Origin of the sequence: Streptomyces sp. NPDC056987, assembly GCF_042673865.1 — a bacterium.
Taxonomy (GTDB): domain Bacteria; phylum Actinomycetota; class Actinomycetes; order Streptomycetales; family Streptomycetaceae; genus Streptomyces.
Genome location: NZ_JBHURV010000017.1, coordinates 15,844 through 37,496 on the forward strand (window position 1 = coordinate 15,844; position 21,653 = coordinate 37,496).

The 21,653-nt window shown below is 73.9% G+C and carries 17 protein-coding genes; 1 reads left to right on the forward strand and 16 read right to left on the reverse strand.

Translation table 11 applies throughout. The annotated features are described in order from the left end of the window. Positions 1–15: 15 nt before the first annotated feature. On the forward strand, positions 16–696 hold the full coding sequence (locus tag ACFTZC_RS20530; protein WP_382891666.1) for a phosphatase PAP2 family protein: 681 nt from the start codon (positions 16–18) through the stop codon (positions 694–696). A gap of 7 nt (positions 697–703) precedes the next feature. Here ACFTZC_RS20530 and ACFTZC_RS20535 read toward each other — a convergent pair whose 3' ends face one another. From ACFTZC_RS20535 to asnB, 16 genes are all read right to left on the reverse strand, one after another. After that, a complete protein-coding gene (locus tag ACFTZC_RS20535; protein ID WP_382891668.1) occupies positions 704–2,113 on the reverse strand; it encodes a glutamate-1-semialdehyde 2,1-aminomutase in 1,410 nt (469 codons plus the stop codon). 7 nt (positions 2,114–2,120) lie between these two features. Beyond that, positions 2,121–2,672, reverse strand: a complete 552-nt coding sequence (rfbC, locus tag ACFTZC_RS20540) for a dTDP-4-dehydrorhamnose 3,5-epimerase (protein WP_365809632.1) — start codon at positions 2,670–2,672, stop codon at positions 2,121–2,123. An 11-nt stretch (positions 2,673–2,683) separates the two neighbouring features. Further along, positions 2,684–3,925 (reverse strand): polysaccharide pyruvyl transferase family protein, encoded by a 1,242-nt coding sequence (locus ACFTZC_RS20545; protein WP_382891670.1) that lies wholly within the window; start codon positions 3,923–3,925, stop codon positions 2,684–2,686. Further along, a complete protein-coding gene (locus tag ACFTZC_RS20550; RefSeq protein WP_382891672.1) occupies positions 3,922–4,869 on the reverse strand; it encodes a glycosyltransferase family 2 protein in 948 nt (315 codons plus the stop codon). Before ACFTZC_RS20550 ends, ACFTZC_RS20545 begins: the two co-directional genes overlap by 4 nt. Further along, the gene (locus tag ACFTZC_RS20555; protein ID WP_382891675.1) at positions 4,866–6,194 is read right to left on the reverse strand and encodes a hypothetical protein; all 1,329 of its coding nucleotides are present in this window, start codon (positions 6,192–6,194) and stop codon (positions 4,866–4,868) included. The genes ACFTZC_RS20550 and ACFTZC_RS20555 overlap by 4 nt, the downstream gene beginning before the upstream one ends. Continuing rightward, the gene (locus ACFTZC_RS20560) at positions 6,191–7,474 is read right to left on the reverse strand and encodes a DUF4910 domain-containing protein (RefSeq protein ID WP_382891677.1); all 1,284 of its coding nucleotides are present in this window, start codon (positions 7,472–7,474) and stop codon (positions 6,191–6,193) included. Before ACFTZC_RS20560 ends, ACFTZC_RS20555 begins: the two co-directional genes overlap by 4 nt. After that, a complete protein-coding gene (locus ACFTZC_RS20565; RefSeq protein WP_382891679.1) occupies positions 7,462–8,487 on the reverse strand; it encodes an NAD-dependent epimerase/dehydratase family protein in 1,026 nt (341 codons plus the stop codon). Before ACFTZC_RS20565 ends, ACFTZC_RS20560 begins: the two co-directional genes overlap by 13 nt. 3 nt (positions 8,488–8,490) lie before the next feature. After that, positions 8,491–9,138, reverse strand: coding sequence for a PIG-L deacetylase family protein (locus ACFTZC_RS20570; RefSeq protein WP_382891681.1), 648 nt, complete (start codon positions 9,136–9,138; stop codon positions 8,491–8,493). Beyond that, positions 9,135–9,962, reverse strand: coding sequence for a glucose-1-phosphate cytidylyltransferase (locus tag ACFTZC_RS20575; protein ID WP_382891683.1), 828 nt, complete (start codon positions 9,960–9,962; stop codon positions 9,135–9,137). The genes ACFTZC_RS20570 and ACFTZC_RS20575 overlap by 4 nt, the downstream gene beginning before the upstream one ends. Beyond that, on the reverse strand, positions 9,959–11,194 hold the full coding sequence (locus tag ACFTZC_RS20580; protein WP_382891685.1) for a class I SAM-dependent methyltransferase: 1,236 nt from the start codon (positions 11,192–11,194) through the stop codon (positions 9,959–9,961). The genes ACFTZC_RS20575 and ACFTZC_RS20580 overlap by 4 nt, the downstream gene beginning before the upstream one ends. Continuing rightward, positions 11,191–12,465, reverse strand: a complete 1,275-nt coding sequence (locus ACFTZC_RS20585) for a glycosyltransferase (RefSeq protein WP_382891687.1) — start codon at positions 12,463–12,465, stop codon at positions 11,191–11,193. Before ACFTZC_RS20585 ends, ACFTZC_RS20580 begins: the two co-directional genes overlap by 4 nt. A 2-nt stretch (positions 12,466–12,467) precedes the next feature. Next, positions 12,468–13,757: an O-antigen ligase domain-containing protein gene (locus ACFTZC_RS20590; protein ID WP_382891689.1), complete on the reverse strand. Its 1,290-nt coding sequence runs from the start codon at positions 13,755–13,757 to the stop codon at positions 12,468–12,470. A 1-nt stretch (position 13,758) separates the two neighbouring features. Further along, the gene (locus ACFTZC_RS20595; protein ID WP_382891691.1) at positions 13,759–15,291 is read right to left on the reverse strand and encodes a right-handed parallel beta-helix repeat-containing protein; all 1,533 of its coding nucleotides are present in this window, start codon (positions 15,289–15,291) and stop codon (positions 13,759–13,761) included. Between the two features lie 74 nt (positions 15,292–15,365). Then, positions 15,366–17,312, reverse strand: coding sequence for an alginate lyase family protein (locus tag ACFTZC_RS20600; protein ID WP_382891861.1), 1,947 nt, complete (start codon positions 17,310–17,312; stop codon positions 15,366–15,368). A gap of 47 nt (positions 17,313–17,359) precedes the next feature. Continuing rightward, on the reverse strand, positions 17,360–19,564 hold the full coding sequence (locus ACFTZC_RS20605; RefSeq protein WP_382891693.1) for a bi-domain-containing oxidoreductase: 2,205 nt from the start codon (positions 19,562–19,564) through the stop codon (positions 17,360–17,362). 153 nt (positions 19,565–19,717) lie between these two features. Continuing rightward, on the reverse strand, positions 19,718–21,652 hold the full coding sequence (gene asnB / locus ACFTZC_RS20610) for an asparagine synthase (glutamine-hydrolyzing) (RefSeq protein WP_382891695.1): 1,935 nt from the start codon (positions 21,650–21,652) through the stop codon (positions 19,718–19,720). Position 21,653 lies beyond the last annotated feature (1 nt).

Genomic DNA, 21,653 nt, shown 5'->3' on the forward strand with positions numbered 1-21,653 from the left:
GGAGGGGAGATACGGGTGACCGGTCGGCCGGTCCGCGCGGTGCTGCCGCCGTCGGCGCGCGTCTGGCTCGGGGCGATCGCGGCTCTCGCGGCGCTGGTGGTCGTCGTGCTCGGGGGCCTGTACGCGGGAGACGGCGGGCCCGGCGGGGTGGACGCCCGGGTCGCCGCGGTGGTGGAGGGCGTCGGGGCACCGTGGCGTCACGTCGCGCTGGCCGTGGACTTCCTGGGGGAGCCCCTGGGGGCGGCGGCGCTGGTCGTGGCCGCCGTGACGGGGTGCCTGCTGGGCCGGCGTCCTCGCGCGGCGGTGCTCGTCGTCGCCGGGGCCGGCCTGACCGTGGGGACGACGACGCTGCTCAAGTCCCTGGTGGGACGCACCATCCACGACGGGAGCCTGTCCTACCCGAGCGGGCACACCGCCTTTCTCACCGCGCTCGCCCTCGTGGCGGCGCTGCTCGCGGCCGGCCGGCCCGGCCTCGGCGGGACGGCCGGCGCCTCACTCGTGCTCGCCGCGGCGCTGGTCGCCGGCGCCGCCATGGGCTGGGCGCAGATCGCCCTGGGCGCGCACTATCCGACCGATGTCCTCGGCGGCTGGTGCACCGCGCTGGCGGTGGTACCGGCGACCGCGTGGCTGGTGGACCGGGCGGCCGACCGGGTGGCCGACCGGGCGGCCGGTGCCGTCCGGCGGGAGCCTCGCTGACCTCATGTCACGCCCGGCGGCGGAACACGGGCTTCACCGGCCGTCCGGCCAGCCAGGGGGTGGGGTCACCGGCGTCCAGCGCCTTCCGGTACACCGCGCACGCCTGCGCCACCACCTCGACGGTGTGCTCGATGTCGGCGTCGGTGAGCGCGCTGCTCACCACGAACGACGGGGCCAGCACCCCGCCCGCGAGGAGCCGCCGCAGGAACAGGGTGCGGTACTCCTGCGACGGCCGCCGGTTCTCGTCGAGGGTGGCGAAGACCAGGTTGCTGGCCCGGCCCCGGACGATGACATGGTCGCCGACGCCCAGGCCCGCCGCGGCCTCGCGGACACCGGCGGCCAGCCGCTCGCCGAGCGCGTGCAGCCGTGCGGTGACGCCCTCTTCGGCGTATGTCGTCTGTACGGCCATCGCGGCCGCCAGGGAGTGGGTTTCCGCCCCGTGCGTGGTGGAGAGCAGGAACACCCGGTCGGCGGAGTGGCGCAGCCCGCCCCGCTCCATCAGATCGCGGCGCCCGGCCAGCGCCGAGACGGCGAACCCGTTGCCCAGCGCCTTGCCGAAGGTGGAGAGGTCGGGGACGACGCCGTACAGACCCTGGGCGCCCGCCTCGGACCAGCGGAAGCCGGTGATCATCTCGTCGAAGACCAGGACGCAGCCGTGCCGGTGGGCCAGCTCGCGCAGGTCGGCGAGGTAGCCGGGCGTGGGGTCTCCCGCGCCCGGACGGAGGGGAGAGCCGGGGGACGGCCCGGTGTGGCCGACGGGTTCGAGGATCAGGCAGGCGATCTCGTCCCGGTACCGGGTGAGCAGTTCCTCCGCGGCGGCCAGGTCCCCGTAGGGGAAGGACACGGTCAGCTCGTTGGTCGCGGTCGGCACGCCGGCGGACATCGGCGTGGTGCCGATGAACCAGTCGTCGACGGAGAAGAACGGATGGTCGGCGCAGACGGCCACCCGCGGGCGCCCGGTGGCGGCGCGGGCGAGGCGGACCGCGGCGGTGGTGGCGTCGGAGCCGTTCTTCGCGAACTTCACCATCTCGGCGGTCGGCACCGTGGCGAGGAAGCGTTCCGCGGCCTCTACCTCCACGATGGACGGCCGGACGAAGTTGCTGCCGCGGTCGAGTTCCCGTCGCACCGCCTCGGTCACCCGGGGGTGGGCGTGGCCGAGGCTGACCGACCGGAGGCCGGAGCCGTACTCGATGTAGCGGTTGCCGTCGATGTCCCACACATGGGCGCCGCGGCCGTGGCTGATGACCGGGGCCAGGTCGGCGGGGTACTGGTCGTCGCCCTTGGCGTAGGTGTGCGCGCCGCCGGGGATCAGGGCGTGCAGCCGCTCGTTCGCCCGCCGCGACCGGGGGAGGGGGAGCTCTTCGGTGTCCGCCGCGGCTGTGGTGTGTTCGGGGTGCTCGGTGTGTTCGGTGTCCATGGCGGCCTCAACTCTCCTTCCGGCGCAGGTACTCGGCGAGGCCCGGCGCCTCCCGGTCCCGCCGGGACATCGAGGTGACCGGCAGCGGCCAGTCGATGGCCAACTCCGGGTCGTCGAAGGCGATCGTCACGTCCTCGGCGGGATCGTGCGGGCGGTCGATCCGGTACGAGACATCGGCGGGCCCGGTCAGCGCCTGGAAGCCGTGCGCGCACCCCGCCGGGATGTACAGGGTCGTCTGCGTCTCGTCGGACAGCTCGAAGAAGGCCCGGTTCCGGTAGGTCGGCGAGTCCGCCCGCAGGTCCACGACGACGTCGAAGATCCGCCCGTACGAGCACCGCACCAGCTTGGCCTCCCCGGCGCCGGAGCGCAGGTGCAGGCCGCGCAGTACGCCCCGGACCGAGCGGGACAGGCTGTCCTGGACGAAGGCGTCCGGGTCGAGGCCCACCGAGCGGACCACGTCGGCGTCGAAGGTGCGGCAGAAGGAGCCGCGCTCGTCGGCGTACGGCGTCGGCTCGAACAGGTACGCGCCGGCGATCGCCGGGACGTCGGTCGCTTTCATTCCGGGCGCGTTCATGAGGCCTCCTGTACGGCGTGGGCGTGGTCGGCCGCCGGGAACAGGGCCGCTGTCAGGGCGGTGAACTGGCGCTCCAGGCTCCGGGTGGCGACCAGGTTCCGCTCGGAGAGGGTCCGCCGTACCTCCGCCGATGCCCGCTCCAGCGCCCGGAACTGTTCGAGCAGCCGGTCGGCGTCGACCTCGCGGGCCGGATGGCAGTACGCGTCCAGCCCCATCCGCGCCATGAGCGCGTCGCTCTTCGCCGCATAGCTGAGCGCCAGCGTCGGCGTGCCGACCTTCAGCGCGCAGACCAGGTTGTGGTAGCGCGTCGCCACCACGGTGTCGGCGGCGGCCGTCTCCCGCATCAGGTCGGCCAGCGAGGCCGTCTCGGCGGCCGTGACCAGCGGCGAGTCCACCGCGTCGACGATCGCGGCGGCCACCGGCGCGTCGGCCTCGTCGCCGGTGAGCAGCCGGACCGGCCTGCCGTCCTCGGCCAGCGCGCGGACGAAGCGGGTCGTCCCGTCGAGGTAGCGCCGGTGGATCTCCCCGGCGCGGTCGCGGTCGTCGTCGCCGCCGTGGAAGGCCATGACGCCGACACAGACCCGTCCCGGCGGGCCCGGCGGACCCGGGGGCGCGCCCGCGGGCGGTGTCGGCAGGGCGAACGCGAGGTCCGGGTGGACCTCGTCGCGCGCGGTGTCCACGCCCATCGCCCGCATCGCGTCGCGGGAGAGCGTGTCCCGGTACGAGCGGTAGGCGGCCAGCCGCGCCGACCAGCGCACCAGGGTCCGGGTCGGCCGGCTGCCGATCGGGGCGGCGCCGACGCCGACCAGCGCCACCCGGGTGGCGCACAGCCGGCCGGTCGCGCAGAGCAGGAACAGCGCGTACGGGAAGCCCCACGGCCGCAGCGGCAGCGTCGCCTCCAGGACGCCCATGCCCGGCACGATCACCACGTCGTGCCGGCGCACCCAGGCGGCGGTGCGGACGGCGTCGACGAGTTTGCCCAGCCCCTTCGCCGCGACCGCGCCCGCGCGCGACGCGGTCCGGTACTCCCCGCGGTACCAGTGCAGCCGCGTCGCGGGGATCCCGTACCGGGCCGTGACGGTCTCGGGTCCGCCGCACAGCGCGTCCACCACCGCCTCCGGGTGCGCGGCGCGGAGGTACCCGAGCACGGCCTCCAGCGACCCGTCGTTGCCGAGGTTGCCGGAGCCGAGCAGGCCGAACACCCCGACGCGCACCGGGGTTCCGGGCGCGGGCGTCATGTCCGCCTCCCCTCGCGGCCGGCGACCAGGGCGTCGACGGAGACGGTGAGCCGGGCCGGGTCGACCGGGGCGCGGTCCTCGACCCGTTCGCCGGCGCCCGGCCGGACCCGGCCGGCCAGCCACGCGGCCAGATGGCGGTAGCAGGCGCGCCGGTCGGCCGGGGAGAGCGGCGCCCGCCGGACCGCCGCGACGAAGCCCCACACGTACTCGGCGAGCAGCCGGGGCGTCGGGTGCAGCGGGCCCGCCCGGCGCGGGTCCAGGTTGACGCACCGGGAGCGCTTGCCCGGGTTGGCCCGCTCGGCGCGGGTGGGGTGGTCGCGGCGGAAGTACAGCAGCTCCGGCACCTGGTGGAAGGGGCCGCGCAGGGTGATCTCGGCGACGAACGTGCGGTCCGCGTGGTGATAGCTGTCGTGCGGCTTCACCCGGCGCAGCATGTCGGCCCGCATCACCCCGTAGAAGTCGTCGCCACCCGGCTCGAACAGCAGGCTGCGGAAGCGCTCCGGGGCGTGCGGCGAGTCGGTGGCGAGCCCGTACTCGTACGGGACCTTCACCCGGCCCTCGCCGTCGATGACCGCCTGGCCGCTGTGCGCGAGGATCACCTCCGGCCGCTCGTCCAGCGCCTCGACACAGCGCCGCAGCAGGTCGCGGGCGTACAGATCGTCGTGCGAGGCCCACTTGAACAGCTCGCCGCGGCACTCGGTGAACACATGGTTGTGGTTCGGCGCGGCGCCGATGTTCCGGGGCAGCCTGAGGTACCGGATGCGCGAGTCCCGCGCGGCGTACCGGCGGCAGATGTCCTGGGTCCCGTCGGTCGAGGCGTTGTCCGAAATGACCAGCTCGAAGTCCTCGTAGGTCTGGCCGAGCAGGGCGTCGAGCGACTCGGCGAGGTACTCCTCGCCGTTGTACACGGGCAGGCCGATGCTCAGCCGGGGAAGGGCGGTCATGGCGTCCTCACTTCGCGGATGGGGTGGTGGTGGCGCTCGCGCAGGGCGGACCGCAGCTGCAGCCACCACACGGCCGAGCCGCAGAGGGTCGCCGCGGCGACGCCCCAGGCCGAGCCGAGCGTGCCCGCGACGGCCGCCCCGCCGAGCCCGCCGCCGACGTAGCAGGCGGAGGCGAACAGCTGGCAGCGCAGGCTGCGCCGGGCCGCGCCGAGCGCGCGCAGCCCGGCCGCCGCGCCGGTGCCGAGGCCGGCGCCCGCGACGCCGAGCGTGGCCGGCACGATGAGTTCCGAGGCGGCGGGCCAGACGCCGCCGAGCACGAACGCGCCCGCCCGGTCCGGCACCAGCAGCAGTGCCGCGCCCCAGAGCAGCGCGGCGGCGGCCTGCGCGCCGCCCAGCAGGAGGCAGAACGTGCCCAGCCGGTGCGGGGCCCGCCGTACCACCCGGGCCGCCTCCGCGACGGTGACCAGCGACAGCCCCATCAGCAGGGCGAGGAACGGGCCGAGCAGCAGCTCGGCGCCCCGGACCACCCCGACCGCGCCGACCCCGACGATCGCGCCGAGCCCGTACGCGCGCAGCTGGCTCGCCCCGCTGACGCAGGTGTTCTCGACCAGGTACCGGTAGCCGAGGTCGCGGTGGTCGCGCACCCACGCCCGCGCTCCGGCCGGGCGGGGCCGGATCCCGGACTGGAAGCAGCCGTACCCGGCGGCCACCGCGGCGGAGCCGCCCCAGGCGAGCACGAAGGCGGCCACGCTGCCCACGCGCGCCGCCACCACCATGGCCGGGACGAGCGCGACGCCCCACACCAGGTCGTTGACGAACGCCTTCCGCCCGGTTCCGGCGGCGAAGAACGCGTACCGCCAGGCGTCCTGGAGCAGCAGCCCCGGCAGCATCACGCCGAGGCAGGCGAAGGCGGCCCCCACGGCGCCGCCGACCACCGGCCCGATCACCAGACACACGCCGCCGATCACGGCACCGACGCCGAGCGCGGTACCCGACGACCGGGCCACCGCCCCGCGCCAGGAGGCCTCCGGCACCCCGCTGAAGCGCACCACGAGCGGGTCGGTGGCCAGCCCGCGGGAGACGCTGAGCACCACGCCGTAGGTCACCCACGCCAGGCTGAACACGCCGAACGCGGCGAGCCCGAGCGAGCGCGCCACGTAGATGCCCACGACGAAGTTGGTCAGGCTGGAGGCCGCCTGGTCGGCCAGTCCCCAGGAGAGCCGGGCGGCGACGGCCCGGGCGGCGGTCCGCCGGGCGGGTCCGTCCGGTGCCGTTGTCCTCTTCCCCTCGGTGGTCTTCTTCTCCTCGGTGGTCATCGGCGTCATGCCTTGACCAGTCCGGCCGCGCCCAGGGCGTCGGCCGCGGCGGCGACGGTGTCGAACGGCAGCCCGGCCCGCTCGGCGACGTCCAGCAGCGTGTGCTCGCCGTCGGAGAGGCTGAGCACCCAGAGCATGGCCATCTGCGCCTGCTGCGCGTCGCTGCGGCCGCCGAGCGAGTCGTACAGCCCGCGCCGGCCCAGCTGCGGCTCGCCGTAGGGACTGAGGTTGACGTACCGCCGGTTGCGGTCCAGGACGGCGAACGCCTCGCGGCACACGGCGAGGGTGTCCGCCATCGCCCCCGGGGAGACGAGGTCCAGGTTGTCCGCCGAGGTGTGGTACTCGGGGTAGCCGGCGTACGGGGTCCGGCTGAGGGAGCCCACGCCGAGGTCGAAGCCGGGGGAGCAGAACTGCCGCTCGTCGTAGCCGTACGGGGTGAACTCGGCGATGTGGTGCGGGCGTTCGGAGGCGCGCAGCACATGCCGCAGCACCCGGTCGATCTCCGCGTCGCCGCGCCTGCTCCGCTTGTAGTTCAGTTGCCCCGGGTCGCCGGCGCAGGCCAGCACCAGACCGTGCTTGACCTGTGCCACCCGCTCCGCGTTGCGGGCCAGCCAGGTGATCGCCCCGATGGTGCCGGGCGCGAACAGGAACCGGTAGGTGTAGTACGGCGTCGCCTCCGCCAGCGCCCGGGCCAGGAACGTCGCCACCGCGATGCCGGCCAGGTTGTCGTTGGCGAGCGACGGGTGGCAGACATGGCTGGAGACGAGCACCTCGTCGGCGACCTGCCCGGGGACCACGTGCTCGGCGTAGGTGAGGTGGCCGTCGGCGAGGGTGGAGTCGACGCACACCTCGTACTCGCCGTCCGGCAGCGCGTCCAGGGTCTCCTGGGCCAGGCAGAACCCCCACTCCGGCCGGTAGTAGCTGGTGCGGTAGGGCACCCAGGACGGGTGGTCCGGCAGCGTGTGCAGGTGTCCGCGCAGCTCGGCCAGTGGCATGGTCGCCGACACCGGCACGCTGTAGCCGAGTACGTGCAGACTGGACGCGGCGAAGTCGACGACCCGGTTGCCCGCGCCGTCGGCGATGTACGCGTCCCGGATGTTCCACTCCTGCGGCACCGTCCAGTCGAGCACCCGGGTCCCGGTCGGCACCTCGCGCACCTCCAGCGGGACGTACTCGCCGACGATGTCCAGGGTGGCGCGCACACCGTCGCCGGTGATGCTCCGGCACAGCGGGTACAACCGCTCCACCAGGGCGTACATCTCCTCGCCCGCCGCGGTCACCGGCGCCACCGCAGGGTGTCGTCGACGGCGCCCGCGTCGGACGCCGCGCGCAGCACGGCGAGCCGGGTGAAGCGCTGCTCGAAGTCCTCCCGGGTCAGCCCGTGTTTCCGGTAGGCGTCGGCGAGTTCGAGCGCGCCCTGCTCCACCGTCCACGCGCAGGCGAAGCCGGGCACCGCGGCACGGAACCGGGAGAAGTCCACCCGGTACGACCGCGGATCGGCACCGGTCTCCCCGGTGATCACCACCCGCGAGCCCGGTATCGCCTCGGCGACCTTCCCGGCGATCTCGGCGACCGTGACGTTGTTGATCTCGCTGCCGATGTTGAACGCCCGGTCGTGCACCGCATCCCGCGGCGCGGTCAGCGCGGCCGTGAACGCCTGCGCGATGTCCGCGGCGTGCACCAGCGGGCGCCAGGGGGTGCCGTCGGAGAGCACCAGCACCTCGCCGGAGAGCAGCGCGTGGCCCACCAGGTTGTTCAGCACGATGTCGGCGCGCAGCCGGGGCGAGTAGCCGAAGGCGGTGGCGTTGCGCAGGAACACCGGGCTGAAGTCGCCGTCGGCGAGCGCGTGCAGGTCGTCCTCCACCCGCACCTTGGACTCCGCGTACGGCGTCACCGGGCGCAGCGGGGCGTCCTCGGTCACCAGGCCGCTCTCCCCGGCGGCGCCGTAGACCGAGCACGTCGACGCGTACAGGAAGCGCCGTACCCCGGCGTCGCGGGCCAGCCGGGCCAGCCGTACGGACGCGTGGTGGTTGATGTCGTGGGTGAGTTCCGGCGCCAGCGCGCCCAGCGGGTCGTTGGACAGGGCGGCCAGGTGGATCACGGCGTCCACCCCGGCCACGTGCGCCGCCGTGATGTCGCGCAGGTCCACCCGCGGCCCCGGCGGGTCCTCGGGCTGCGGGCCCAGGACGCAGTCGGCGAACAGGCCGGCGTCCAGCCCGACGACCTCGTGCCCGGCGGCCGTGAGGACGGGCGCCATCACGGTGCCCAGATAGCCCTGGTGCCCGGTCAGCAGTACGCGCACAGTTCATTCCCCCAGGTCGAGAGTGAGTTTGGTGACGGCGAACGCCTCGGCGTAGCGCGCGTGGCTTTCGATGCCGCGGATCCGGGCCAGCCCGAGGAAGGCCTCCCGGTCGTACCAGGGCCGGTGCCGTTGCGAGGGGTAGTGCTCCTGGAGCAGCCGCGCCTTCCGTTCGGCGGTCTCCGGCGACAGCGGCTGGTACGCCGCCGGCCGGCCGAGGTCGCCGTCCCACTTGACGATCTCGTAGCCGAGCACGAGGTGGTCGCGGAAGGCGGTGGACATCAGCTTCGCCAGGACGCGGTGGTCCTGGTGCGCGTCGTCGGTGCGCGGGGCCAGCACGAGATCCGGCTCGGTCCGCGCGCGCAGCTCCTCGACCGCGGCCTTGGCCTCGCCCCAGTGCGCCGGCAGCCGGCCGTCCGGCAGCTTGAGTACGGTCAGCCGCAGGTCGGCACCAGGGCAGAAGGCGGTGAGCGCGTCCTGCTCCTCCCGCTCCCGTTCGCCGCCACCGCCGGAGAGCACCAGCACGTCGACGCGGATCCCCGGCCGCGCCTGACACAGCGTCAGCAGGGTGCCGCCCGCGCCGATGGCGATGTCGTCGCAGTGCGCGCCCACCGCGACGACCCGGGTCAGGGGCCCCGCCCCGAGCCGGATCACGCTCTCGCCCCGGAGCCGTATCCGCCGCCGCTCGCGCCTGCCTCCGCGCCGTCCCGTTCCCACACGGCCCACGGGCGGTCGCCCCGGGCGTAGGCGTCGTCGAGCGCGGCCCGCTCCTTGACGGTGTCGGTCGGCTTCCAGAAGCCGCGGTGCTGGTGCGCCACCAGCCGTCCCCGCTTGGCCAGTTGGGCGCATCCGTCGGCGACCAGGTCCCCGTTCTCCGGGATGTGGTCGAAAATCTCCTGGCGGAGCACGAAGTAGCCGCCGTTCTCCCACAGCGGCAGCTCGCTCACCGCCGTGATGCCCCCCACCAGGCCGTCGTCGCCCAGGTCCACGCAGTGGAACGAGGACTGCGGCGGCACCACCATCATCGACGCGCCCGCGTCGCGCCGGGCGAACCGGTCGATCATCTGCGGCAGCGGCGCGTCGGTCAGCACGTCGGCGTAGTTGGCGAGGAACATCTCGTCGCCGTCCAGGTGGTGCCGTACCCGGCGCAGCCGCTCCCCGATCGGCGACTCGATGCCGGTCTGCGCGAACGTGATCGTCCAGGAGGAGATGTCGGTGGAGAGCAGCTCGGTCCGCCCGCCCCGCAGCACGAAGTCGTTGGACGTCGTCTCCTCGTAGGTGAGGAAGAAGTTCTTGATGTGGTGGGCCCCGTACCCGAGGCACAGGATGAACTCGGTGTGCCCGAAGTACGCGTAGTAGCGCATGACGTGCCAGATCAGCGGACGCGGGCCGACCATCGCCATCGGCTTGGGCACGTCGTCGGAGGCTCCGCTGCGCATACGCAGCCCGTAGCCGCCGCAGAACAGTACGACCTTCATGGCTTGACCTCGACAATGCTCAGTTCCGGTATGGGAAAGACCAGCCGGCCGCCCCAGGCGTGCACGAAGGAGAGCTGCTCGACCAGCTCCGCCCGCAGGTTCCAGGGCAGGACGAGGACGTAGTCCGGTTGGTCGACGCCGATCTGTTCGGGCGGCAGGATCGGGACGCGGGTGCCCGGGGTGAACCTGCCGTGCTTGTACGGGTTGCGGTCGACCGTGTACGGGAGCAGGTCGGGCCGGATGCCGCAGTGGTTGAGCAGGGTGTTGCCCTTGCCCGGGGCGCCGTAGCCGACGACCGTCTCGCCGCGCTCGGCCGCCTCGATGAGGAACCGCAGCAGGTCCCGGCGCACCTTGGCCACCCGGGCGGAGAACTCGGTGTACCCGGACAGCTCTTGCAGCCCGGCGGCCTTCTCCCGGTCCAGTACGTCGGCCACCCGCCGGGTCGGCTCGCCGGCCGCCTCGGCGGGGCGGGCCCACAGCCGGACGGAGCCGCCGTGCGTGGGCAGCAACTCGACGTCGACGAGCGTGAGCCCGCCGCTCGCCAGCGCCTGGATCGCGGACGCCACCGTGTAGTACTGGAAGTGCTCGTGGTAGATCGTGTCGTACTGGTTCTCCTCGATCAGGGTCAGCAGGTGCTGCACCTCGATGGAGACCCAGCCGTCGTCGGCGACCAGGGCCCGCAGCCCCCGGGTGAACCCGACCACGTCGGGGATGTGCGCATACACGTTGTTGGCCACGACCAGGTCCGCCGGGCCGTGCTCGGCGCGGACACCGGCGCCGGTCCCCGGGTCCAGGAACGCCGTGAGCGTGGGCACCCCCGCCTCCCGCGCCGCGGCGCCGACGTTCACCGAGGGCTCGATGCCGAGGCAGCGGATCCCGCGGTCCGTCACATGCCGCAGCAGATACCCGTCGTTGCTCGCGACCTCGACCACGAAGGAGTCCGTGCCGAGGCCCAGCCGCTGTTCGGCGCCGGAGACGAACGCCCGCGCGTGCTCCACCCAGGAGGTCGAGTAGGAGGAGAAGTACGCGTACTGCGTGAACGTCTCCTCCGGTGTGATCAGCGGAGGGATCTGCGCGAGCCAGCAGTCGGTGCAGACCCGCAGGTGCAGCGGGTACGCCGGCTCCGGCCGGTCCAGTTCGTCCGCCGCGAGAAAGCTCTCGCACGGCGGGGTCGCCCCCAGGTCGACGACGCTGGACAGCGCCGTCGAGCCGCAGAGTCGGCATCGTGTCATCTCCTGCCCCCATCCCGCCCGCGCGGGTCTCCCCGCCGCGGGCCAGTGCTTCCGTCCCCTGCCGGCGGCGGGCCGTCCCCGCCGCCGGAGCGCACCGCGATCGCGGTGCGGTACCCCTCCACCAGGCGCTCCAGCCCGACGGCCGGGCTGAAGTCCCGCTCGTAACGGCGCCGGGCCGCCCGGCCCATCTCCCGGTTGCGCTCCGGCCCGGCCGTGATCCGGCGCAGGCAGGACGCGAGCGAGGCGGGCTCGCCGGGCCGGTGGAGCAGCCCGGTCACCCCGTCCTCGACGAGTTCGGTGAAGGCGCCGTGCCCGGCGGCGACGGCCGGGACCCCCGCCGCCATCGCCTCCACCACCACCAGGCCGAACGCCTCCAGCCAGGTCGACGGAGCCACCACGGCGACCGCCCGCGCGAGGGCCCGCCGGCACTCCGCCGGGTCGTACAGGCCCGCGTACCGCACATCGTCCCGGCCCGCCGCCCAGGCGGTCACCTCCCGCTCCAGCGGCCCCGCGCCGGCGATCACGAGCGGTACGCCCACCCCGCCCCCGGCGGCGATGTCGTCCCACGCGGCCATCAGCAGCCGCACGCCCTTGGCCTCCGCGAGCCGGCCGAGATAGAGCAGATGCTCGCCGGAGCCCGCCCGGCGGGCGCCGGTGTCGGGCACGAAGTTGTGCTTCACCGCCAGCCGTTCGGCGGGCATACCGGCCCGCACCAGGACCTCGCGCTGCGCCGCGGAGATGCAGAAGAACCGCTCCACACCGGTCCACCACCGCCGCCGGTTGACCGACAGGCTGACCGCGAGCGGCACCGTCGCCAGCCGCGAGTTCCGGTAGCAGCCGTGCCGGACGGCGGGCAGCGGCGACGCCCCGACGCACTCGGCGCACGGCCGGCCGTCCCGCCGCAGCGTGCCGGGCGGGCAGACCTGCGTGTAGTTGTGCAGCGTGGCGACGGCGGGCACACCGGCGTCGGCGCAGGCGGCCAGCACCGCCGGCGACAGCAGCGGGAAGACGTTGTGGACGTGCACCACGTCCGGCCGCTCGGCGCGGAGCCGGGCGGCCAGCTCCGCGCGGACCGCCGGGTTCCACGGCACCAGCAGCGGCAGCGCGGCCTTGGCCGGCAGGGAGCGGGCGGCGATGTCGTCGCTGCGCCGCTCGAACACCCCGACCCGGTGGCCGGCCTCGCGCAGCAGCGCCACCTCCTGGTCGACGACCGTGTTCTCCCCGCTCGGCTGCGCCGAGGCGTAGCGGTTGTGCACCACGAGGACACGCATGGTCAGGTCACCTCCGGTCTCAAGGCCTCGCGCGGGACGACGCCCCGCCGAGAGGCTTCGGGCGCCGGCTCGGGCATCGGTCCGCCCACCGGTTCGGGCATCGCGAGGGCGGGGGCCGCGGCGGGCGCCGCCAGCAGGGAGGCGGCCACGGCCAGATGCAGCAGATACGGCGAGGCGTCGCCCAGCCCGGCCTCGGTGTACGAGGCGATCGCGCAGTAGCAGATCAGGAAGAGGGCGCAGGCCCTCGGCACCGACGGCGGCCGCAGCAGCGCGACACCGCCCAGCGCGACGAAGACCGCCGCCACCACGGCGACACCGGTCACGCCCTGCTCGTGGTAGACGGCCAGCCAGCTGTTGTCGATCGGCAGCCCGCCGAACGACTTGTCGCCCAGCCCCGCGCCGAACAGGAACTCCGAGGTCGTCCGCGGCGCCGCCAGCAGGGCGTCCCAGACCTTGGCCCGGCCGGTGAGGCTGGTGAAGTTCTCCTGGCTCTGCCCGCGCAGGAACCACGCCTGCACCACGGAGCCGAACCCCACCGCGGCCACGCCGGCGCACACCACCGCCCAGGCGAAGAACCGGCGGGCCGCGGCGCTGGTCAGGACGAGCGAACCGATCGCCAGCACCAGCCCGGCGAGCAGGCCGAGCGTGGCCGTACGGGTATGGGTCAGCGCGAGCAGGACGAGGGACGGCACGATGACCGCCACCGCGCTGACCCGGTCGGTCCCGCGGCCCAGCACGAGCAGCACGGTGAGCCCGATGATCACTGCGGCGTACTGTCCGATCTGCGGCGGGGTGAGCGGCCAGAACGCGCCGACCAGCCGCCCGCCGTAGAGCTCGGGCAGGGCGGCTCCCGGTGAGATCACCGCGCCGGCCGCCACCGAGCAGAGGACCGCGAAGTACATCCGGATGTGGTGCCGGACGAAGGCCGGGCCGCCGTCCCACCAGCGGCTGAGCAGCCACAGCGTGCCGACGAAGAGGGCCAGCCGGGCGCAGCGGAACAGCGCGCCGAACCCGGACTCCAGGTCCGCGCTGGAGATCACGCTCGGCACCAGCAGCAGGGTGAGCAGGAAGACGAAGGCACTGGCCCGCACGCGCAGCCGGAGATTGACCGCGAGCGCCAGCGCGAACGCGGCGACCAGCGCGCCCATGGTGACCATCTGGATGAGGGAGCGGGGCAGCGGGACGATGGTCCTCGCCCCGGCGGAGCCGAGGGTGTTGAGGATCAGCAGCCCCCAGACCGTCCCGACGATCTTCGACGTGTGGTCCGTGTGGTCCCTGTGGTCCGCGCCCATCTCAGCCACCGTCCCGCGCGCGGAAGGTGCTCCCCGCGTCCTGCTCGTACGGCGCGCCCCGCCACTGCCCGGAGTCGAGGACCCGGCTCGGGTCGTGGGCGACGAACTCCCACGGCCCGACGTAGACGTTGTCGTACCAGCGGTTGTGCTGCGCGCGGGTGATCGCCTCGGCCACCCGCTCGCCCTGGTACGGCGACCAGTCCGGGTAGGTGCCGTAGTTGGCCAGCAGCGCCATGCGGCCGCACTTCGCCGCGCAGTCGACGACGGACCGGTCCAGCAGGAAACGGTTGCCGTGGATCTCCACCCGCTGGGTCTTCCACCGGCAGTCGTCGTAGAGCGGCGCGGTGGCGATCGCCGGCCGCGCGCAGCGGCGGGTGTCCTTCACCAGCAGGGTGCAGGCGCCGGACGAGGTGTTGGCCGGGCTGTTGCAGAACCGGTCGGCGTTCTCCCACAGGGTGATCCCCGACCAGTTGTCCTCCAGCACGTTCCGGTAGATCTCGATCTTGTCGGTGCGGGCCCGGATCCGTGGTTCGCCGCCGGACTCGGACAGGTAGACCGTCGCGAACGGGAAGGTGTCGCCGCGGTCGGCGTACCGGCGGCCCTCGACCCAGTTGTTCCGCCGGATCGTGTTCTTCCGGATGACCGCGTTGTAGCTGGTCTCGTAGATCAGCGCGGCACCGTCGTTGGCCTCCAGCACGTTGTCCTCGATGCGGAAGTCGTTGTTGTTGGTGTCCGCCCACAGCCCGGCCCCGCGGTTGTCGTGCACCCAGTTGCCGCGTACGTCGGCGCCGTCGACGGCCCAGAACTTGACGCCGCCGGTGCAGCCGCACCCCGGCCGCCGCCGCTCCCAGTCGTCCCGGTTGTTGCCGGTGATCTCGTTGCCCTCGACGACCAGGCCGGTGAGGCGCCCGGAGGCCTGGTACGCGTTCATGCCGTACTGGCCGTTGCCGCGCAGACAGCTGGCGCGGACCCGCTGGCGGGCGCCGGCCATCAGCCCGGCGCCGGAGTTGTTCCGGATCGTCGCGTGCTCGATCAGCCACCCGTCGGCCGAGTCATGGTTGACCACGCCCTCGTTGTGCGGTGCGACGAACCGCTGCACGGTCAGATGGCGGATCGTGACGTCGCGGGCGGTGCCGCCGAACGCGTACTGGTTGGTCTTCCGGCCGTCGAGCACCGCGCCCGGCGCGCCGACATAGCTGTTCCCCTCCTTGGGGATGACCTGGGCGTAGCGGTCCGGTGCGAGCCGGTGCGTGCCGGGCCGGAGCCAGAACGTGGTGTGCGGGGGGCTGTTCCTGGTCTTCGCGGCCAGGTCACCGGTGACCGCGGGATCGACCGTCACCGCGCCCGCCGGCGCCTTCGCCGGCCCGGCCGCCGGCTCGGCGCACACCCGGGCCACGGACGTGGACGGCGCGCGGGTGGTCGGCTCCGGTCGCGCGTCCGGCGCGCTCTCGCAGCCGGTCGCCGCCAGCAGGGCCAGCGCCAGCGGTGCCGCCGGTAACGCCCAGTGCCGCCACTGCCGCCACTGCCTACGCACGCGTCGTCCTCCTCGGACTCCTCGGAGCCTGTCGTCGATCCGGCCTGATCTCCACGGAAGGACCTGGTCAGGACCTAGTCGTGGAACTTGAGTACGGTGGTGAACTCCCGCGCGCCGCCGGTGAAGCCGGTGCCGATCAGCGTGGTGGCGGGTTCCTTGCGCCCGAAGCCGGCGGAGTACCACCCCAGCGGCGGCTCGCTCTCGCCGCGGTGCGCCCGCCATGACAGCTCCCCGGGCAGGTCGAGCGTCGCGGAGCGGTCCTCGCCGTCCCGGGTCCAGGTGAGCGCGGCCCGGTTGCCCGCCAGTTCCGCGGTGATCGCCGGGCCGAGGTGGAACGCCAACTGCGCGGCCCGGCGCGGGCCGCGCACCTCGTCGACCACCCGCAGCTCCCGGCTCGCGGCGGTCAGCTCCACCCGGCGGCGGTGCACGGAGCGCCCGTAGCCGTCGTGCTCGGCGCACCAGCGGGCCGTCCCCCCGCCGGATTCGCCGGATTCGCCGGACGCGCCGGACGGGTCCGCGACCAGGACGCGGCTGCGGGCCTGTCGGGTCCACAGGAACGGGCCGCCGGAGACGGACTGGTCGGCGCCGTCCAGCCGCAGGGTGTTGTGGCCGAGGGTCGACCGGAAGTACCGCCGCCACGCGGGCTGCCCGTGGTAGCAGTACGTCCCCGGGTCGGCGAGCACATCGACCCCGTCGTGCCGGACCTCCACGGACAGCGCGTCCGCGTGGGCGTGCGCGGCGATGGACAGGAATCCGTGCGGACCACCGTCGCAGCGGCACCAGATCTCCGCAGGCCCCCGCAGGATGGTCATCCCCGCGTCCGCGAAATGGGCCGGCCGGCGGGCCGGGCGGGAGATCGCCGGCGACGCGGTCCCGTTCCCCGCGTACGGCCGGATGAGCGCGGCCAGCAGCGGGGTCCGCACATCGGTGCCGGTCACCGCCGGCCACCAGGCGAGCCGGCCGAACACGGCGTCCCCGGTGGCCAGCAGCGAGGCCCAGCGGTCGGTGTCCGCGCCGTCCAGGACCAGACCGTGCCCGTCGTCCGCGTCCCCCTGGCGCGGCGGCCGCAGGTGGCCGTCCACGACGGCGGCGAGCGCGTCGGTCATCCGCAGCAGCACCTCCCGGACCGACGCGGGGACCGGCACACCGGCGCCGTCCGCCTCGGCCACCGCGGCCAGGCCCAGCTCCAGCACCAGCCCGTGGTACTCGGTGGCCAGCTCCCGGTTGAGGCCGGAGCCGAAGGTGTTGCTCCGTAACTGCCGCTCCAGCGACCGCAGCGCGTCGGCCCGCCAGCGCGCCGAGGCGGGGAACCACCCGAACGCGCAGGCCGCGGCGGTCTGCCCGGCGGCCTCGGCGATGACGTGGTTGTTGGCCGAGGAACCCCGGCTGGGGAAGGCGGCCAGCCAGCGCTGGTGGTGCCAGATCTGCCGGAGCGCCACCGGGTTGCCCTCGAACAGCCCGGTCGCGCCCGGCCAGCCGTCGAGCAGCCGGCGGATCCACACCCAGGACAGCAGCCGGATCCCCAGCTCGATGCCGCTGGTCCAATGGACGCCGCGCAGCGGCGCGTTGGCCGCCCACCACGACCGCAGATGCGCGGCCACCCGCTCGGCGTACCGCTCGTCGCCGGTGAGCGCGTAGGCGGCGGCGAGCACGGTGAGGTACTGGTGCCGGGACAGCTCCCAGATCTGCTTGATGTCCCCGACCGCGTCCTCGTCCCGGTACGGCACGTCGAAGGCGTGGTCCCACGGAGCCCGGCGCCCGGTCCTCGGGTCGTACGACCAGTCCGGGTCGGCCAGGTCGTCGCGGTCCACCCCGAAGTACCCGCCGTGCCCGGCCATCAGCCGGTCCGCGTCGGCGACGAGCCGTTTCGCGGCGTCCGGCGCCACCGCGGCGATCGTCCCCGCGGGCAGGACCGCGGTGAACCGGGCGCCGGTCACCTCCGGGCACTCCGGGAGCGCCGACCGCCACCGCCGCCTGCGCGCCGCGTCGCCCGCCCGGCCGGCGACCTCCCGCGGCCCCATCCGGGACAGCCGCCGCAGATACCAGCCCGGACTCCCCGCACTCACCGTCACAGCGCCCTCGCCAGGGTCACCGGCGCGCCGCCGGCCAGAGCGGCCCGTACGGCGAGGGTGGCCGCCGTGGTGGCGACCAGCGACTCCAGCGGCACCGGCATCGGCCCGCCGGTCCGTACGGCCTTGACGAACGCGGCCAGTTCGGCGGACTGGCCCTTGTCCCGGGCCTTCGGCAGCCGGGAGCTGACCCACGGCCTGCCGCGGCCGTCGTGGACGGTGGCCCGGACGAAGTCGTCGAGCCGCAGCGCCCGGCCGTCCGCCACGAGGTCCAGCGTCTCCTTGGGGAAGCCGGCCGGGCCGGTGGTGACGTAGCTGATGGTGGCGGTGGACCCGCCCGGGTACCCCAGCACGACCTGGAGGTCCTCGTCGCCGGGTGTGGTGAGCGCGTACACCGAGACCGGGTCGGCCGCCAGCAGCCAGCTCGCCGTGTCGATGAAGTGCCCGCCCTCGCCGGCGAACCGCGAGCCCTCGGTGGCACCCCGCAGGTACCAGCTGCCGTGCTCCAGCCGGCCCGCGTTGACCAGGTAGCGGAGGCTCGCCGGGCCGGTCCGGGCGCCGAACCGCTGCCGGGCCTCCCGCAGCAGCGGCGCGAACCGGCGGTTGAAGCCCACCTGCAGCTGGTCGTTGCCGGACTCCTCCACCGCCGCGACCACGCCCGCCAGCTCGTCCTCGGTGAGGGCCAGGGGCTTCTCCACGAACACCGCCTTGCCGGCCAGGAGTGCCTGCCGGGTCAGTTCGGCGTGCGAGCTGTGCCGGGTGACCACGAACACCGCGTCGACGGACGGGTCGCCGAGCACGGCGTCAAGATCGGTGGTGGCCCCGGCGAAGCCGAACTTCCGTTGCGCGTTGGCCCCGGAGAGCGCCGTCGTGGTGACGACCGTGGCCAGCTCGACGCCGTCGCGCCGGGCCAGGTGCGGCAGCAGCATCGACGTCGCGTAGTTCCCCGCGCCGACGAACGCCAGCCGCACCGGCGCCTTCGCGGACCGGGCCGGGGCGGACCCACCGCCACCGCGACGCACCGCGGGCACGGTCACGGCGGGGGCCTCCGCCTCCTCCGCCTCCTCCGTTTCCTCGTTCTGCTCGGGGTACCGGAACAGCACCGCCACGGCCTTCAGTTCGCCGTCCTTCAGGCGCCCGTACGTCTCGACGGCGTCGTCGAAGTCGGCGATGTGGGAGACCAGGGGTTCCACGTCGACGCTGCCACGGGCGAGGAGATCGAGGAAGCACGCCAGGTTGCGGCGCTCGGTCCAGCGCACATAGCCGATCGGGTAGTCCCGCCCCTCCAGCTCGTATTCCGGGTCGTAGCGCCCGGGACCGTAACTGCGGGAGAACCGGACGTCCAGCTCCTTCTCGTAGTAAGCGTTCCACGGCAGGTCCAGGCGGCACTTGCCGATGTCGACGACCCGGCCGCGGTCCCGGCACAGCCGGGCGGCCAGCTCGACGGGCTGGTTGCTGCCGCCGCCCGCGGCCAGATACACCTGGTCCACGCCGTGACCGCCGGTGAGTTCGGCGACGGCGTTCGCCACGGCCGCCGAGGCGGGATCGCCGCAGGCCGCCGCTCCCAGCCGCTCGGCCAGCTCGCAGCGCACCGGGTCCGGGTCGGCCCCGACGACGCGGACCCCCGAGGCGGCCAGCAACTGCACCACCAGCTGCCCGATCAGGCCGAGACCGATGACCAGCGCCACCTCGCCGAGCTGCGGTTCGCCCCGGCGGACGCCCTGCAACGCGATCGACCCCACCGTGCCGAAGGCCGCGTGCCGCGGCGCGAGGCCGTCCGGCACCCGGGCGTAGAGGTTCTTCGGCACCCAGTTCAGCTCGGCGTGCAGCGCGTGCTCGTTGCCCGCGCAGGCCACCAGGTCGCCGGCCTTCACGTCGTCGATCCCGGCGCCGACCTGCTCGACCACCCCGCACAGCGAATAGCCCAGCGGCGTGTACGAGTCCAGCTTGCCCATCACCTTGCGGTAGGTGGCGGGCACCCCGTTGGTGGCCACGCTCTGCACGACCTTGGCCACCTGGTCCGGCCGGGAGCGGGCCTTGCCCAGCATCGACATGCCGGCCTCGGACACCTTCATCAGCTCGGTCCCGGTGGATATCAGCGAGTAGGCGCTGCGCACCAGCACACCGCCCGGCTTGCACCCCGGCACCGGCACGTCCAGCAGCGCCAGCTCGCCGCTCTTGTAGTTCTGCACAACCTGTTTCACCGAAGTCCTCTTGTCTCTACGCCGTCAAGGGAGATCGCTACGCAAGGGAAATCGCCAGTGGTCAAGGGAAATCGCCAGTGGTCAAGGGAAACGCCAGTCGTCAAAGGAGGTCACCAGTCGTCAAGGGAGGCCGCCGGCCGTCAAGGGCGGTCGCTACGCCGTCGGGGGAGGGTCCTGGCCGGCCCCGGAGGTCGCGCCGCGATACCAGTACTCCAGGGTCAGCACATGCCACAGGTGTTTCGAGAAGTCCCGGTGCCCGGCGGCGTCCTCGGCGACCATCCGCGCCAGCGCGTCACGCCGCAGGAGCCCGGAGCGGACCAGCTCCCCGTCGTGCACGACCTCGCGCATCAGCGGTGCCAGATCCCGGCTCATCCAGGCCCGCAGCGGGGCGCTGAACAGGCCCTTGGGCCGGTACACGATCTCCCGGGGCAGGACGGAGCCGGCCGCCTCCTTGAGGACCGCCTTGCCCTGCCGTCCGACGATCTTGCGATCACCGGGCACCGCGAACGCCGCCTTCACCACCTCGACATCCACGTACGGCACCCGTACCTCGGTCGAGGCGGCCATGCTCGACCGGTCCGTGTACGCGAGGTTCAGGCCCGGCAGGAACATCCGGGCGTCGCCCAGGCACATGCGGTTGACGAAGTCGTCGAGGTCGTTGTCCTCGTAGATGTCCGCGTGTTCGGTCAGTACGTCGTCGACCGTGCCGGCCAGGTCCGGATCGACCAGGGCGAGCAGCTCCTCCCGGTCGTACAGGGTGTAGCTGCGCCGGAACGCGGTCTCCTCCGGCAGACCGGCGAAGGAGAGGAACCGCTTCGCGAAGCGCACCGACCGGTACCCCCGGCGGGCCGTGGCGACCGGCAGCCGGTCCACGGCCGCGGACAGGCCGCGCCGCAGGGGCCGCGGGACGCGCTGGTAGCGCAGCGCGAGCAGGTTGGCCAGGTGCTTGCGGTACCCGGCGAACAGCTCGTCGGCGCCCATCCCCGAGAGCATCACCTTGACCCCGGCCTCCCGGGCGGCCGAGCAGATCAGGAACGTGTTGATCGCGGCCGGGTCGCCGACCGGCTCGTCCAGGTGGTACGTCATCCGCGGCAGCAGGTCGAGCACGTTCGGCGCGATCTCGATCTCGTGCAGATCGACGCCGAACCGCTCGGCCACCTGACGGGCGTACCGCAGGTCGTCCGGCATCGCCTCGAACCGGGCGTCCTCGGCGCGGAACCCGATGGTGTACGCGGAGATCCCGGGGTGGTCCCGGGCCGCCAGCGCGGTCAGATAGCTGGAGTCCAGCCCGCCGGAGAGGAACGTCGCCACCGGTACGTCGGAGAGCAGATGACGCCGGGTCGACTCCTCGACGGCGGCGGCGACATCCGGCAGCTCGCCGTCCCGGGCCCGCTCCCGGGCCTCGGCGGCGACCTCCCGCAGGTGCCAGAACCGGCCGCGCTCCACCCGGCCGTCGGGCCGGCACCGCAGCCAGCTCCCCGGCGGCAGCTTCTCCGCCTCGCGGAACGCGCACCGCGAGTCCGGCACCCAGTAGTACAGCAGCGAGGCCACCAGCGCCGCGTGGTCCACCTGGAGGGACCCGCCGCTCACGGCGGCGAGCGCCTTGAGTTCGGAGGCGAACACCAGCCCCTCGCCGCGCCGGAGCAGGAACAGCGGCTTGATGCCGAGCTGGTCGCGGGCGAGCACCAGCTCACCGGTCCGCTCGTCGAAGATCCCGAACGCGAACATGCCGCGCAGCCGGGGCAGGCAGTCCGTGCCCCAGCGCCGCCAGGCCTCCAGCAGCACCTCGGTGTCGGAGGTGCCGCGGAAGCGCACCCCGGCGGCCGCCAGTTCGGCCCGCAGCTCGGGCGCGTTGTACAGCTCGCCGTTGTACGTCAGGACGAGGCCGCCCGAGACCATCGGCTGGGCGCCGGTCCCGGACAGGTCGATGACGGCCAGCCGGCGGTGCCCGAGGTGCACCTCGCCGTCACCGGCGGGGTGGCTGTAGCGGCCCGCCCCGTCCGGACCGCGGTGGGCGAGGACATCGGTGAGCCGGTCGGTCACGGCCTTCCCGTCCGGCCACCGGTACGTGCCTGCGATGCCACACATG